Source organism: Streptomyces sp. WM6378, assembly GCF_001279695.1.
Classification (GTDB): domain Bacteria; phylum Actinomycetota; class Actinomycetes; order Streptomycetales; family Streptomycetaceae; genus Streptomyces.
This window is the reverse complement of sequence record NZ_LGDD01000095.1, coordinates 1-14,687: the sequence shown is the minus strand read 5'-3', so window position 1 is coordinate 14,687 and position 14,687 is coordinate 1. Positions and strand designations below refer to the sequence as shown.

The 14,687-nt window shown below is 70.1% G+C and carries 13 protein-coding genes and 1 pseudogene; 9 read left to right on the top strand and 5 right to left on the bottom strand.

Translation table 11 applies throughout. The features are described from left to right. Positions 1-20 precede the first annotated feature (20 nt). Positions 21-875: a TIGR02452 family protein gene (locus ADK54_RS11195; protein ID WP_053725450.1), complete on the top strand. Its 855-nt coding sequence runs from the start codon at positions 21-23 to the stop codon at positions 873-875. Between the two features lie 42 nt (positions 876-917). Here the strand turns inward: ADK54_RS11195 and ADK54_RS11190 are convergent, their stop codons facing one another. Continuing rightward, positions 918-1,379 carry a type II toxin-antitoxin system PemK/MazF family toxin gene (locus ADK54_RS11190; RefSeq protein WP_053725424.1) on the bottom strand — a complete coding sequence of 154 codons (462 nt, stop codon included), beginning with the start codon at positions 1,377-1,379 and terminating at the stop codon, positions 918-920. Between the two features lie 71 nt (positions 1,380-1,450). Here ADK54_RS11190 and ADK54_RS11185 point away from each other — a divergent pair, with 71 nt between their 5' ends. Next, a complete protein-coding gene (locus ADK54_RS11185) occupies positions 1,451-2,497 on the top strand; it encodes a glycosyl hydrolase family 18 protein (RefSeq protein WP_053725423.1) in 1,047 nt (348 codons plus the stop codon). 340 nt (positions 2,498-2,837) lie between these two features. Beyond that, the gene (locus ADK54_RS48770) at positions 2,838-3,746 is read left to right on the top strand and encodes a DUF4157 domain-containing protein (protein ID WP_420717293.1); all 909 of its coding nucleotides are present in this window, start codon (positions 2,838-2,840) and stop codon (positions 3,744-3,746) included. Here ADK54_RS48770 and ADK54_RS11175 read toward each other — a convergent pair. Then, positions 3,706-5,118 (bottom strand): (2,3-dihydroxybenzoyl)adenylate synthase, encoded by a 1,413-nt coding sequence (locus ADK54_RS11175; RefSeq protein ID WP_078966298.1) that lies wholly within the window; start codon positions 5,116-5,118, stop codon positions 3,706-3,708. The genes ADK54_RS48770 and ADK54_RS11175 overlap by 41 nt on opposite strands. Positions 5,119-5,587: 469 nt before the next feature. Between ADK54_RS11175 and ADK54_RS11170 the strand changes: the two genes are divergently transcribed. Next, positions 5,588-7,159: a flavin-containing monooxygenase gene (locus ADK54_RS11170; RefSeq protein WP_078966304.1), complete on the top strand. Its 1,572-nt coding sequence runs from the start codon at positions 5,588-5,590 to the stop codon at positions 7,157-7,159. 41 nt (positions 7,160-7,200) lie between these two features. Next, positions 7,201-8,622 (top strand): DHA2 family efflux MFS transporter permease subunit, encoded by a 1,422-nt coding sequence (locus ADK54_RS11165; protein ID WP_234392005.1) that lies wholly within the window; start codon positions 7,201-7,203, stop codon positions 8,620-8,622. Between the two features lie 21 nt (positions 8,623-8,643). On the opposite strand, the gene ADK54_RS11160 is transcribed toward ADK54_RS11165, so the two are convergent. After that, positions 8,644-9,552, bottom strand: a complete 909-nt coding sequence (locus tag ADK54_RS11160) for a helix-turn-helix transcriptional regulator (protein ID WP_053725422.1) — start codon at positions 9,550-9,552, stop codon at positions 8,644-8,646. Between the two features lie 218 nt (positions 9,553-9,770). On the opposite strand from ADK54_RS11160, the gene ADK54_RS11155 reads away from it, so the two are divergent. The 3 genes and pseudogenes from ADK54_RS11155 to ADK54_RS11145 all read left to right on the top strand — a co-directional run bounded on the left by ADK54_RS11155 (position 9,771) and on the right by ADK54_RS11145 (position 12,186). After that, positions 9,771-10,748 carry an aldo/keto reductase gene (locus ADK54_RS11155; RefSeq protein ID WP_053725421.1) on the top strand — a complete coding sequence of 326 codons (978 nt, stop codon included), beginning with the start codon at positions 9,771-9,773 and terminating at the stop codon, positions 10,746-10,748. Positions 10,749-10,795: 47 nt separating this feature from the next. Next, positions 10,796-11,192: pseudogene (locus ADK54_RS11150) on the top strand (alcohol dehydrogenase catalytic domain-containing protein); the annotation flags it as partial. A gap of 142 nt (positions 11,193-11,334) precedes the next feature. Then, positions 11,335-12,186 carry an aldo/keto reductase gene (locus ADK54_RS11145; protein ID WP_053725420.1) on the top strand — a complete coding sequence of 284 codons (852 nt, stop codon included), beginning with the start codon at positions 11,335-11,337 and terminating at the stop codon, positions 12,184-12,186. A gap of 72 nt (positions 12,187-12,258) precedes the next feature. Here ADK54_RS11145 and ADK54_RS11140 read toward each other — a convergent pair whose 3' ends face one another. Together ADK54_RS11140 and ADK54_RS11135 are read right to left on the bottom strand one after the other, a co-directional pair. Further along, the gene (locus tag ADK54_RS11140) at positions 12,259-12,492 is read right to left on the bottom strand and encodes a helix-turn-helix domain-containing protein (protein ID WP_053725419.1); all 234 of its coding nucleotides are present in this window, start codon (positions 12,490-12,492) and stop codon (positions 12,259-12,261) included. Continuing rightward, positions 12,492-13,079 carry a DUF2975 domain-containing protein gene (locus ADK54_RS11135; protein ID WP_053725418.1) on the bottom strand — a complete coding sequence of 196 codons (588 nt, stop codon included), beginning with the start codon at positions 13,077-13,079 and terminating at the stop codon, positions 12,492-12,494. Before ADK54_RS11135 ends, ADK54_RS11140 begins: the two co-directional genes overlap by 1 nt. A 240-nt stretch (positions 13,080-13,319) precedes the next feature. Between ADK54_RS11135 and ADK54_RS11125 the strand changes: the two genes are divergently transcribed. Beyond that, positions 13,320-14,687, top strand: a 1,368-nt coding sequence (locus ADK54_RS11125) for a class I adenylate-forming enzyme family protein (RefSeq protein WP_234392004.1), incomplete at its 3' end; no start/stop codon positions are given.

The following is a 14,687-nucleotide window of genomic DNA, read 5'->3' as shown; positions in this document are numbered from 1 at the left end:
GGACGTTCACGATGCACCTCATGAGTGCACGACTGCGCGGGATCGCGCGCCACACGGTGGAGATCACCGACACCGGCCGGTACGAGAGCGAGACCGGCCGTACCGTGTCGATCGCCCAGCCGCTGGCCGCCGCCCTCGCGGGCACGACCCTGCACGGCCCGGAGCCGCTCGCCGTCACGCCAGACCGGGACCGCGTGACGCGCGTCGAGGTGACCGGGGAGAGCAGCCTGGACGCGGCAAGGCGGCTGGTGGGCGAGGCGGGGCAGGCCGGGGCGGTCGGCGAAGCCGGGGCGTCCGGGAAGGTCGCCGTCCTCACCTTCGCCTCCGCACGCAACCCCGGCGGCGGCTTCCTCAACGGCGCCCAGGCCCAGGAGGAGGCGCTCTGCCGCTCGTCCGCGCTGTACGCGACGCTGCTGCGCGCCCCGGACTTCTACGCCCACCACCGCGGCGACCGCGACGTGTTCTACACCGACCGGGTCATCCACTCACCCGGCGTCCCGGTGTTCCGCGACGACCGCGGCCGCCTCCTCGACGTGCCCTACCTCGCCGGATTCCTGACCTCGCCCGCCCCGAACGCCGGGGTGATCAGGACCCGTACACCCGAACAGGCACACCGCATCGGGCCCGTGCTCGACGCGCGCGCCGGACGCGTACTGGAGGCGGCGGCCCTGCACGGCTACCGGCGTCTGGTGCTCGGGGCCTGGGGGTGCGGGGTATTCCGGAACGACCCGGGGCGGGTGGCCGCGGCGTTCCGCGACCACCTCACCGGGGAGGGCCGGTTCGCGGGCCACTTCGACGAGGTCGTCTTCGCGGTCCTGGACCGGACGAGGGATCAGACAACTCTGGGCGCCTTCGAGGCGGCCTTCAAGGGATAGCGGCGCATCGGCGTCGACCCGAATGCGCCAACCCGAATGGCCTCAGCGCCAGCCGTACCGCTCGCGCAGCCGGTCCGCGACCAGGGTGAAGCGGGGCAGGTCCAGGGCGCACGCCTCACGCCGCATGCCCCGCTCGTGCAGCCGCAGCACCCGGTCGAGATCCACCCAGGACTCGCGGCCCTCCCGGTCCCAGGGCCCGACGCCGATCGGCACCCACTCGCGGTCGTGGTCGTGGCGCTTGCTGGACAACTGCACGGCGAGCAGCGTGCCGGCCGCCTCGCGAGCCACCGCAAGCACCGGGCGGTCCTTGCCGCGCCCGTCGTTCTCCTCGAAAGGCACCCAGGTCCACACGATCTCGCCGGGATCGGGGTCGCCGTCGCGGTCCGGGGCGTAGCCCATGCGGACCGCCCCCACGTCGTGGGGATCGGCCTCGGTGGTGGCCGTCGGGCCGCTCTGGCCGGGCGGCGGGGGACGGTCGGTGTGGTCGTCGACATACGCAGTCATCCGGACACCGTAGGGCCTGTACGGCCCAACCCACAGAGCGGGTACGCCGAGCGGGCCGCAGGCTCGGGCCCATGATCCTTCGCCCCGGCGCACGCCCGCGCCTCGCCGTCCTGTGCGCAGCCGCCGCGCTGCTCACCGCCCTCGTCCAGCCCCTGGCATCCGCCGACGAGCCGCTCCCGCGGACCGTCTCCGGCTGGCTCCCGTACTGGGACCAGGAGGGCGGGTACGCGGACGCCCTGCGGCACGCCGCCCAACTGCACACCGTCAGCCCGTTCTGGTACCAGGCGAAGGCGGCGGACAAGATCGACGGCCACCCGGGCGCGGGGGAGACCCGCATCATCGACGGGCTGCACCAGGCCGGCATCAAGGTCGTGCCGACGGTCATGGAGACGATGAAGTCCGGCGAGCTCGCGGCCATCCTCACGAACCCCACCAGCCGCACCACCCACGTCGAGACCCTGCTCGCCCTCGTACGCAGCCGGTCGTACGACGGCATCGACATCGACTACGAGTCGATCGCCCCGACGGGTGAGGCGGACTACCTGGCGGTGCGCGCCGCCTACGCGGCCTTCGCCGGGGAACTCTGCGGACGGCTGCACGCGTTGGGCGAGCAGTGCGTGCTCACGGTGTCCCCGCAGACGGCGAACACCGGCCGGATCTGGGACTACGCGGCGCTCGGCAAGGCCGCCGACAGGGTCCGCGTCATGGGGTACGACCTGCACTGGCAGGGCGGCAGCGCAGGCCCGCTGGCCAGCCCGCAGTGGTACGACGACATCCTGCGCCGGGCCACCGCGCTGATCCCCGCAGACAAGCTGGAGATGGGCCTGCCCGCCTACGGCTGGGACTGGGTGCCCGGAGGAAAGACCCGCCACGTCACCTGGCGCGAGGCCGAGGCGCTGCGCGTGGCGCAGGGCGCCCCCTACCGCCTCGACCCGGACTCCCAGACCCCGCACTTCACGTACGAGGAGGACGACAGCGTCCGCGAGGTCTGGTACCAGGACGCCGCGGGCGTCACCGCGGACCTGCCGGTGCTGCGCCGCTACGGCATCCGCAACACGACGATCTGGGCCCTGAACTTCGAGGACCCGGCCCTGTGGCCGGTCCTGGGGAAGGCCTGAACATGGCTGGAACGTGACGGTGGTTCGGCGTAGGCGGGTATCTGCCCTTTCGGTCAGCCGCGTGCTGCCTTCACGTACCTGGCCGATAGCCCAACTCGGGCGTATCCAGGGTGAGTTGGAGTTGGAATCCTGCGCGGGAAGAGGCACCCCTTGCACGACCGAGACAACGCCGTGGAGAACGCCACCGAGAAGAACGGGCGCACACCGACCCGAAAGCCCGAGGCCGAGGACGGGGCGCGGCTCGCCCTGCAGAGCACGGCGGGGAACGCGGTCGTGGTGCAGATGCTCCGCCAGGCCGGGCACCCCTGGGCGCAGGAGCAGCACCAGCACGGTGCCGGGTGTGAGCACCAGCAGGCCGAGGAGCCGCGAGGAGCCGCAGGTGCAGCGCTCCGCCGTGCACGACGTGCTGCGGTCCGGCGGCCGGCCCCTCGACAGCGCGACCCGTACGGACATGGAGTCCCGGCTGGGTGCGGACTTCTCGGACGTGCGCATCCACAACGACAGCGCCGCCAAGGCCTCGGCGGCGGAGGTCGGCGCCCGCGCGTACACCTCGGGCAGTCACGTCGTCATCGGCGACGGCGGAGCGGACAAGCACACCCTGGCCCACGAGCTGACCCACGTCATCCAGCAGCGCCAGGGCCCGGTCGCGGGCACCGGCAACGGCTCCGGCCTGAAGGTCTCCGACCCCTCCGACCGCTTCGAAAGGGAGGCGGAAGCCAACGCGACGCGGGCGATGTCCGGCGCGCCGGTGCAGCGGGCCGAGGCGGCTCACACGGAGGAAGCGGCAGCGGACGTAGCCGTACAGCGTGCCGAAGTCGCAGTACAGCGCGCCCAAGGTGACACCGCCGTTTCGATCGCCGAAGGAGAGGTCGACGAGGTCGGACCGGGCGGCACCATCACGTACCCGAGCGTGACCAGTTGCCTGGTCATCACCGCCTACCTGCGCGACGGCGGCAAGGTGGGCGGCCATGCCAGCCTGTTCCGCATGGAAGGCAAGCTGTTCTCGGACCAGATCCTGCCCGCGATCAAGGCTCGCATCGGCAAGCGCCGAGTGGAGTCCATCGAGGTCAGCGGAGCCGTCTCGTCGTGGAACCCGGAGTACTTGACGCGGGCCATCGAGCGCTCCGAGTCACCCGCCCCGCAGCTGAACGACCCGGACGGCATCGGCGACGTCGTGGCCGCCGCGCTGAATCGGCAGCGGAGCAAGGTCACCGTCCGCGAGGTCCCGGACGGCACGCTGACGAGGTGACCCCGGGGCAGCCGGGCTCGCCGGCCGGTTGTTCCGTGCGGCGGCCGGTCATCACCAGATCGCCGTCCGGGGTGCGCCGCGCGAGGGCGCCGGTGCGGAAGAAGCCGTTGGGGGTGAAGGCGCGCGCGTTGTGGCCGGGCGCCCGGTAGTAGCCCCGCAGGGTGTGCGGACCCCGGGCGAGGAGTTCGCCCGGCTCCCCGTCGGGCACGTCCTTGCCGTCGCTGTCGACGATGCGGATCTCGTCGTCGGGGGAGAGGGGGCGGCCCTGCGTGGTGAGCACGGTCTCGTCGGGATCGTCGGGCCGGGTGAGGGTGAGCAGCCCCTCGGCCATGCCGTACACCTGCTGTAGGCGGCAGCCCAGTTCGGGGCCGATCCGCTCGGCGGTCGCCCGTCGCAAGGGCGTCGCGCCACCGATCTGCACGAGACGCAGACTGCTCAAGTCGACTTGCATTATGGGGAGTTGATCGAGCCAGAGCTGGACGGTGTCGGGGTCCAACGACGTGATGGTGACCCGCTCTCGCTCGATGAGGGGGAGGCAGTCGGCGGGTTGCGGGGTGTCGGCCAGGACCACGGTGGCGCCGACGGAGAGGGCGCCGAGGATGCCGGGGCAGCCGAAGGCGAAGTTCGACTCGGCGGGCAGCGCGGCGAGATACACGTCGTTCTCGGTGAGCGACACCAGCTCGGCGGCGGCCCGCGCCTGGTAGGCGTAGTCGTTGTGGGTACGCGGGATGACCTTCAGCGTCCCGGCGGTACGGCCGGAGAGCAGGAAGAGCGCCACCTCGCCGGCGCTCTGCGCGAGCGCCGGGCCGGGCGGCGAGTCGAGGGAGCCCAGCGGGAAGTAGTGGCAGCTCGACACGTCGGTCGAGAAGCCACCGTACGGGGACGAGGCGCCGGGCGGCTCATAGGTGAACACCCGCCGCAGGAACGGCCCTTGGGCCGCGATGTCGGCGGCCATCGCCGTGTGGTCGAAGCCCTGGTACGTCGAGGGGGCGACATAGCCGACGGCCTCGGTGACCCGCACCAGGTGGGACACCTCGGGCGCGCGGTGGGAGAGCGGGCAGAACACGGGGACCGCGCCGATCCGCATCAGTGCGAAGACGGTGCTGACGAGCTCCGGAACGTTCGGCAGCTGGACGACGACCCGCTGCCCGGGCCGCATGCCGCGCAGCCGCAGCCCGGCGGCCATGCGGTCCACACGCCGGTTGAGCTGCGCGTACGTGATGCCGGTGGCGCCGTGCACGAGCGCGGTCCGGGGTCCGTACCGCAGGGCCCAGTCGCGCAGTAGGCCGTCGAGGGTGTAGCCGCGCCAGTGCCCGGACATCCAGTAGCGGTCGACGAACTCCTCGGGCCAGGGCGTGCAACCGTTGAGCATGGGTGCCACTCGCTTCCTTCTGTACGGGCCGAGTGGGTAGGGCCCCGGCCCACTCGATGCCGGGGGCGAACCCGCCGTCTCGACCCGGGCAATCCAACCCTCGGCCACCCCCGCGCTCAATGCGCTTTCCCGACCAGGGCCGCCGCATTCGCTCAGCAGAAGGTCCAAGAGGCGCCGCTGACCAGCAGGAACTTAGCGAACGCTGGCCAGCGGATCCAGCAGGAGGCGGGCGGCGTCTCGACTTCGTGGGTGGCAACGACGGACATGGACATGCACTACACAGATGGGTCAATCTCCCCTCCGGGCAGGAACGTTCCGTCGATGAGAGCCCGCTGGTAGCGGGGTTCGGGCCGCTCCCGACCGCACAAAGGAACGGCTCCCGCCATGCGCGGCCCCTGCTACGTTGCGCGTCGTTTGCTGACGCAATGGCCCGGGAGGCTGTGTGATGGAGAGCGGGACACTGGAGACCATGCGCGAGGTAGGGGTCCTCGTCGTAGGCGCCGGCCTGTCCGGGCTGGCCGCGGCCACCACCCTGCGCCGGGCCGGGTTCCACGACCTCGTCGTGCTGGAGAAGGCGGAACGACTTGGTGGCACCTGGCGGGACAACGCCTACCCCGGGTGCGGTTGCGATGTGCCGTCGTTCCTCTACGAGTACTCCTTCGCGCCGCACGCGTGGACGCGTACGTTCGCCGCTCAGCCGGAAATCCTTCGCTATCTCCAGGACACGGCTGCCGAACACGGCTGCGACGACGTCATTCGCTACGGAGTCGAGGTGCTGGCCTGCGAGTGGGATCAGCCCGGGCGACGCTGGCTCGTGACCACGACAGGGGGTCAGTACACGGCGAGATTCGTGGTCATGGCGACGGGCCCCTGGCACCAGCCCCGGTATCCCGACATCCCCGGCCTGGCGGACTTCCCGGGCCCCGTCTTCCACTCGGCCCGCTGGGACCACGGCGCCGAACTGACGGGCCGCCGCATCGCCGTCGTCGGCAACGCGGCTTCCACTGTGCAGTTCCTCCCCGAACTCCAGCGCCGCGGCGCACACATCGACGTATTCCAGAGCACGGCCCCCTGGGTCCTGCCCAAGCCTGACTATGCGCTGCCCGCGAGGGTCCGCAGCCTGCTGGAACGCCGGCCCACGGCGCGGCGGTTGGTACGGGGAATGCACCACTGGACGCAAGAGGCCATCGGCCTGGCCCTGCGTCACCCCTGGCTGCTGCCTCCGCTGGAGGCCGGAGCGCGCCTGTATCTGCGCCGATGCGTCCGCGACCGTGTCTTACGCGAGGCGCTGACGCCCGGCCACAGGCTGGGAGCCCGCCGGCTCCTCACCTCCGACACCTACTTCCCGGCGGTCTCGGCCCCCAACGTCAGCCTGCACCCCACCCGCGCCGAACACATCGAGGGCAGCACCGTCGTGGGGGCCGACGGGCGACAGGTCGGCGCGGACGTCATCGTCTTGGCCACCGGCTTCCAGATCGGCGAAACACCCCTCGCGCGTCAGGTGTACGGAACTCAGGGCAGGACGCTGGACGAGACGTGGCAGGAGGGCCGGCGCGCCTACCTCGGAACCAGCGTCAGCGGATATCCCAACCTCTTCCTTCTCCTCGGCCCGAACATCCTCAACGGCAACGTCGCCGTCCCCACCGTCCTGGAAGCACAGTTGCGCTACATCACTGATGCCCTGACGCACCTGGGACGCAGCAACCACACCGCCATGGAGGTGCGGCCCGAGGTGGAAGAGGCCTACAACACCGCTCTGCAAGCGGCGTTGAGCACCACCGTCTACAACACGGCGGGACCATCCAGCTATTACTTCAGCCCTACCGGCGTGAATACGTTCTGCTGGCCCTGGTCGACCCGGCGACTGCGACGGCAGTTCCACGCGTTCGATCCCCACCGCTACACGTGGTTCCCACCCCACGGCGCCAAAGTACCGGCGCAAGATCGCACCGGGGAGGCCCGGACGGGCAGCAACGGCGCTCACGACCACGACGAGGCGCCTGGCCCGGGTGCGTCTTCGCGTGCCGACTCCAAGAAGTAACGCGTACACATGCCACGCACCGACGATGGAATCCGGAGGCCGTGATCTTGCTGATGATCCCGCTGATGCTGGCGCTCTTCATGGCCAATCTCGACCAGACGATCGTGGTTACGGCACTGCCGAGCATCGCCGGTGACCTGAGGGCGGACACCGGCGGAAGTTCCTGGATCGCGGTTTCGTACCTCCTCACCAGTTCGGTCACCGCCCTGGTTCTCGGCAAGCTCGGGGACATGTACGGACGCAAGAGGATCTTTCAGTTCTCGATCGTCGTCTTCCTCGTGGGATCCCTGCTCAGCGGGCTGGCGCAGAGCCTCACCGTGCTGGCGTTCTCCCGCGCCCTCCAGGGCATTGGCGGCGGAGGAATCACATCGCTGGTGATGGCCATCACCGGAGACCTCGCACCGCCGCGTCAAAGAGTTAGACACCAGGCCCTCCTGGGCGCGGTCGCCGCAGTGGCGCTCGTGGCCGGCCCGGTGCTCGGCGGAGCCTTCGCCGACGGACTGTCCTGGCGGTGGATCTTCTACGTCAACGTGCCCATCGGCATCGTCGCCCTCCTCGCCGTCGCGGCCCGGCTCCGCCTTCCCCTGCCCGAGCGGAGCGGCAGGGTCGATCTCCTCGGAGCGCTGACGGCCGCCGCGTTCACCACGTCCGTGGTCTTGATCGCCACCTGGGGCGGGCACGCCCATCCATGGGGCTCGCCCCTCATCCTTGCCCTAGCCGCCTTCGCTCTCCTGTGCCTCGCCTGCTACCTGCTCGTCGAGCGCCGGGCCACCACACCGATCACCCCGCTCCACCTGTTCCGCTCGACGAATTTCACCTTGGCGACGGCTCAGTTCCTGCTCACCGGAATGGTCCTGTTCGCAGGCATGCTCTACGTTCCGATGTTCCTGCAGACCGTCCAGCACCGGTCGGCATCCTCCGCCGGCCTCTATCTGATTCCCCTGCTGCTCGGGCTGGTCGTCGCGGCGGTGATCTCCGGAACGCTCATCACCAGAACCGGCCGCTACAAGCTCTACCCCGTCGTGGGAACGGTCCTCGTCGGCCTTTCGATGACCGCCGTCAGCCAGGCCGACCAGAGCACCAGCCCCCGATCTCTGATGATCCCGCTGGCCACCGCGGGCATCGGCCTCGGATTCCTCGTCCAGGTCTGCCTCATCGTCGGCCAGAACGCACTGGACCACGAGAACCTCGGCGTGGCGACCGGAGTACTGAACTTCTTCAGATCTCTGGGGAGCATTTTCGGCGCCGCGCTCTTCGGCGCCATCCTCACCGGGGCACTCGGGTCGTCCCGACCCGGCTTGACGCAGAGCGTCGCCGCCTACCAAGCGGTCTTCTTCTGGACGGTTCCCCTCATGATCGTGGGACTTGGGCTCGCGCTCGCAACCTCCGAAGAGCCGCTGCGCAACGAGGCGGAGCTCGCTTTGGCACAGCGCCGCGGGATCAGCTCCGCGCAGCAGCACTGAATTCCCGTACGGCATGAGGGCTTACGGCTGCTGACCGCCGGCTTTCGGGGCGGATGCGGGGCGTTCGGTCGGCGGCGGTGCCGTCATGTCGAGCAGGAGCATGGCGTCGTGGTCGGAGGTCCCGGGTTCGGCGGTGTAGACGCCGATGCGCTGGCCCGGGGTGCCTTCCACGTGCAGGGACTGGGACGTGAGGGTGAGCGTGCCGACCTGGGGGTGGCGGAACGTCTTGTGTGCGGGCTTGCGTCCGGTCACCTCGTAGCGCTCCCAGAGACCGGCGAAGTCGGGGCTTTTGAGGAGGAGTTCACCGACGAGGTTGGTCAGATCGGGGGCGTCGGGTGCGGTGCCGGCGATGGCGCGCAGGCGGGCGACGCAGGCGGTGATCTGCCGGTCCCAGTCGGCGAAGAGGTCGCGGGCCGCGGGGTGCAGGAAGAAGTAGCGGGCCAGGTTGCGGTGGCTGACGGGCCAGTCGTCCAGGCCCGCGTAGAGGGCGAGGCCGCCGGGGTTCCAGGCGAGCATGTCCATGCTGCGGCTGATGACGTACGCCGGATTCGGGCGCAGCGATTCGAGCAGCAGCTTCAGATGTGGGCGCACGGTACGGCTCGGTGCGGGTGGCGGTTCGCAGACGTAGCGGGCGGCGCGGGCGGCGAGTTCGCGCAGGTGCTGGTGCTCCTGGTCGTCCATGCGCAGGGCGCGGGCGAGTGCGTCGAGGACGGCGGGGCTGGGGCGGGTCTCCTTGCCGCGTTCCAGGCGCACGTAGTAGTCGATGCTGATCCCGGCGAGGGTGGCGATTTCCTCGCGACGCAGCCCCGGGGTGCGGCGGATGCCGGCGCCGACGGTGAGGCCGACGTGTTCGGGGGTGGTCTGGGTGCGGCGGGCGCGCAGGTAGCGGCCCAGCTCTGCGCCCTCGCTGTGCGCGCTCGTCGATGGCATGACTCCAGTCTCACCCGTCCGGCACCCGCTGCGCGGGCGGGAGGGGGGCCCTGTCATGACCCCCGAAGAGCCCGCCCTGCCACACCGGCGCGATCCGGGCGAAGGTGAAGGAGCAAGACCCGACACCCCGGTTTCCACCGCCGGTCACCGCAGGCACGGCCTGCCGGACCGGGCGAGAGTGGGGGTGCCGGGCGACGTCACGAACCGGAGAGGACGAAATGCGCTACATCAAGCTGCGTGACCTGGAGGTCTCTCGGATCGGCCTGGGCGCGATGGGCATGTCCCACGGCTACACCGGCTCCGGCACCGATGACGCGGAGTCGATCAGGACCGTGCACCGGGCGCTGGAACTCGGCGTCACGCTCATCGACACCGCCGAGATCTACGGCCCCTACACCAACGAGGCACTGCTCGGCAGGGCGCTGAAGGGGCGCCGCGACCAGGTGGTGCTGGCCACGAAGTTCGGCCTGGTCTCGCACGGCGGCGACGGCGCAAGCAACCTGGACTCCGGCCCGGCCAACATCCGCACCGCCGTCGAGGGCTCCTTGAAGCGGCTGGGCACCGATCACATCGACCTGTACTACCAGCACCGGGTGGATCCGAACACGCCGATCGAGGAGACCGCCGGCGCCGTCGGCGAACTGATCACCGCCGGCAAGGTGCGCGCCTTCGGGCTCTCAGAGGCCGGCCCGGACACGATCCGCCGCGCCCACGCCGTCCAGCCGGTCACCGCGGTGCAATCGGAGTACTCGCTGTGGACCCGCGGCATCGAGCAGCGCGTCCTGCCCGTCCTGCGGGAGCTGAACATCGGCCTGGTGCCGTTCTCCCCGCTGGGCCGCGGCTTCCTGACGGGCACCGTCCGCTCCACCGACCAGTTCGACGCCTCCGACTTCCGGCGCGACAACCCCCGCTTCACCAGCGAGAACTTCAAGCACAACCTGGCGCTCGCCGACCAGGTCAAGGCTCTGGCCACCGAGGCCGGCGCCACGACCGCACAGGTCGCGCTGGCTTGGCTGCTCGCCCAGGGCGACGACATCGCCCCGATCCCCGGCACCAAGCGCGTCAGCAGGGTGGAGGAGAACACCGCCGCCGACACGGTCTCGCTGACCAGCGAGCAACTGGACAAGCTGAGCAGCCTGCCGCCCGCCGCAGGCGACACCCACACCGAAGCACAGGCGCGGCTGCTCGAACGCTGATCACCCGCACCGCCCCGCACGACCCCCGTTTGGAGCAGTAACCCCTCATGCGTGCAGCAGTGATGTACGGAGCCGGAGATGTCCGGGTCGAAGACCGGCCCGACCCCCAGATCGTCGAGCCGACCGACGCGGTGGTGCGCACGGTGGCCGCGTGCGGGTGCGGCAGCGACTTGTGGCCCTACCGGTCGATGCCCGCCACCGACACCGGCCGCCCCATGGGCCACGAGTTCCTCGGCGTCGTCGAGGAGACGGGCACGGACGTGAGGGGCCTGATGGCGGGTGACCTGGTCGTCGCCCCGTTCACCTACAGCGACGACACCTGCGACTGCTGCGCCAGGGGCCTGCACATCTCGTGCCGAGGCGGGCGGCCGGTACGGCTTCGACGGCGTGGACGGCGGGCAGGGCGAAGCCGTCCGCGTCCCGTATGCCGACGGCACCCTGGTGACGCCGGCCGCGTCTTCGACCAGACGTTCTTCCTGGACGAGACGCCGGACGCCTACCGGGCCATGGCCGATCGCCAGGTCCTCAAGGCGCTCATCGCCCCCTGACCGCCCCCACCTCCACTTTCAGCAAAGGACAATCCCCCATGCAGTACGCGACCTTGAACACCGGCGTCGACATGCCGCTGCTCGGCTTCGGCGTCTACCAGATCCCCGCCGAGGACACCGAGCGCGCCGTGTCCGATGCGCTGGCCGCGGGCTACCGCCTGCTGGATACGGCTGCCGCCTACGGCAACGAAGAGGCCGTAGGCCGCGCCATCAAGTCCAGCGGTATCGCCCGCGAGGACCTGTTCGTCACCACCAAGCTGTGGGTGCAGGACGCTCCCGCCGAGGACAACACCCGCCGCGCGTACGAGACTTCGCTGCACAAGCTGGGCCTGGACCACCTCGACCTGTACCTGATGCACCAGCCCTTCGGCGACGTATACGGCCAATGGCGCGCAATGGAGGCCCTCAACCGCGAGGGGCTGGCCAAGGCGATCGGTGTCGCCAACTTCTACCCCGACAGGCTGCTCGACCTGATCGTCAACAATGACATCGTCCCGGCGGTCAACCAGATCGAGACCCACCCGTTCTTCCAACGCGCCGACTACCAGGCCCTGATGGGCGAGCACGGGGTGCGGATCCAGTCCTGGGGCGGCTTCGCCGAGGGCAGGAACGACCTGTTCACCAACCGGCTCCTGGCCGAGATCGGCAAGGAGTACGGCAAGTCCGTGGCGCAGGTCGTGCTGCGCTGGCTCACCCAGCGCGGCGTCATCGCCATCCCCAAGTCCGTACGCGCCGAACGGATGGCGGAGAACTTCGACGTCTTCGACTTCCGGCTCACCGACGGGCAGATGGCGCAGATCGCCACCCTCGACACCGGCAGTTCGCTGTTCTTCGACCACCGCGACCCCGAGATCGTCGCCAGGCTGGGCGGGCACCGCCTCGACGTGTGACCGCCGCGCCACGACGGGATGCTGAGGGACGGCCTGGGCACTCCTCGGTGGACTCCGCCGTGGGATGGCTGGTCAGGTCGGCTCAGCCGGGTCGTGGGTGATCAGGTCTCCCGGCTGGCACTGAAGGACATCGCAGATCCTCGACAGGGTCGAGAAGCGGATGGCCTTGGCTCGCCCGTTCTTGAGCACGGACAGGTTGACGACGGTGATGCCTACCTGCGCGGACAGTTCGGTGAGCGTCATACCGCGCTCGGAGAGCAGGTGGTCGAGGTGGATCCGGATCCCGTGGGGTTCCTCTTCGGGCATCAGATGGTCCCTTCGAGGTCCTCTCGCATGCGCACGCCCTCGCGCATGATCTTCCCCATGATGACTGCGGCCAGGCCGGCGAGGACGAGCACCTGCGGCCCGGAGACCGTCGGCCCGGAACCCACGATCGGCGCCATGCTCCCGACGAGCCAGGACTGCGACCAGCCGACGACCAGACCCGCCAGCGGCGTGCCGACGGCAACGAACCAGCCGAGCACGGAGAGCCGTCGCGACACCGCTTCGGTGAACGGCCCCTGGAGCAGGACGGCCTTCAGCAGCCGGGAGAAGAGCAGTAGCGCGAGGGAGCCGAACAGCAGCCAGGGGAGTTCGCCCCCGAGGTCGGCCGCGCGTTGAGCCGCGGAGGGACTGTCCTGGCAGAGGCGCGTGGCTGTGCTGGACGCCTGCACGCCCTGGCCGATCGGCAGGCTGTCGGGTGGCAGTGAGCCATTGCGCCAGAATCCCGTCTGCACGCAGACCGCCCCGTCGTCGAGTATGTGCGTGATCGCGGTGCCGATGAAGGTGAGCCCGCAGAGCATCGCCAACGCAAAGGTCACCGGGGCCAGGATCCTTGTGAGCCGTGTGTTCATCGCATGCCCTCCCTATCGACTTTCGATATGCTCAACGCTAGCGGAGCATATCGATATTCGACAAGTTCGGACCGACGGTGAGGCTGACGGCGAGGCCGCTGACGAGGCCGTCGACGAGGCCATCTCGGCCGCTGGCTTCGATGTACGTGGATGAACATTCGGCTGCACACTCCGTCAGCCGATGGCCGAAGTTGCCCCCCTGTGAGATGCGGCTCCCGAGCGGCATGTTTGCATGTGTCCATGATCGTTAACTCGCAGGGAACATCGCCCCGGACGTACGTGGACCGCATCCTGGAGCACTGGCACAAGGACGAGGATGCCGAGGCGCTCGTCCAGGGTGCGCAGCGGCTGAGTCGGGCCGAAGCCCGGCGGCAGCTGTTCCGGCTGGGGCAGGCGCTGCGTCGGCAGGGGCTCGCGCCCGGCGACGGAGTGGGGCTGTTCCTGGCCAATCGTGTGGACTCTGTTCTGGTGCAGCTCGCGGTGCATCTGATCGGTTGTCGTGTGGTGTTCCTGCCGCCGGAGCCGGGGCCGGGTGAGCTTGCCGCGCTGGTCGAGCAGTCGGGTGCGCGTGTCGTGGTCACCGATCCGCTGTTCGCGTCGCGGGCTGCCGATGCGGCCGGCCGCAGTGTCCACGCCCCCGTGCTGGTCAGCCTCGGCCCGTGCGAGCTGGAGTGCCAGGACCTGTTGGCTCTGGCGGCCGAGTGCCCGGCGGTGCGCCCCGCGGATGTGCGGGCCCCGGGGGCGGATGAGCCGGTCACCGTGCTCTACACCGGCGGTACCCTGGGCCGCCCGAAGCTCGCCGCACACAGCCACCGGCTCTACAACATGCTGGTGGCCTCGGTGGAAGACGGCCCACAGGGATCCGGCTCCGCGTTCTTCCCGGCCATGAACCCGGGCACGGACCGGGTGCTCGCCTCCACGCTGCTCACCCACGGCAGCGGCCACCTCACCTCGATCCAGGCCCTGTTGACAGGGTCCGCCCTTGTCGTGCTGCCCGAGTTCGAGGCGGGTGCCGCGCTGGAGGTGCTGCGCGAGGAGCGGATCACCACCACCATGTTCGTACCGCCGATGCTGTACGCGCTCCTCGACCACCCGGAGTGCACGGTGGGTGCCCTGCCCGCGCTGCGGCGGATCGTCGTCGGTGGCGCGGCCTCGTCGCCCAGCCGGCTGCAGCAGGCGGTCAAGGTCTTCGGGCCGGTGGTCAGCCAGGGCTACGGGCAGTCCGAGGGGCTCGGCATCGCCGCGTTCGGTGCGGAGGACCTCGCCTCGCAGGGCGCTGAGCGGCCGGAGCTCTGGCGCAGCTGCGGCCGCGCGATATCCGACACCGAGATCGAGATCCGTGGTGAAGACAGCACGGTGGCGCTGGCCACCCGGCAGGTCGGGGAGGTGTGTGTCCGGGGTGAGACGGTGATGCTGGGCTACTACGAGGACCCGCAGCGCACCGCGGAGGCGCTGCAGGATGGCTGGCTGCGCACGGGCGACATGGGCTATCTCGACGCCGAGGGATACCTCTATCTCGTCGACCGTGCCAAGGACATCATCGTCACCGGCAGCACCAGCGACAACGTCTACTCCCGCGTCCTGGAGGACTTCCTGCTCACCCTCCCC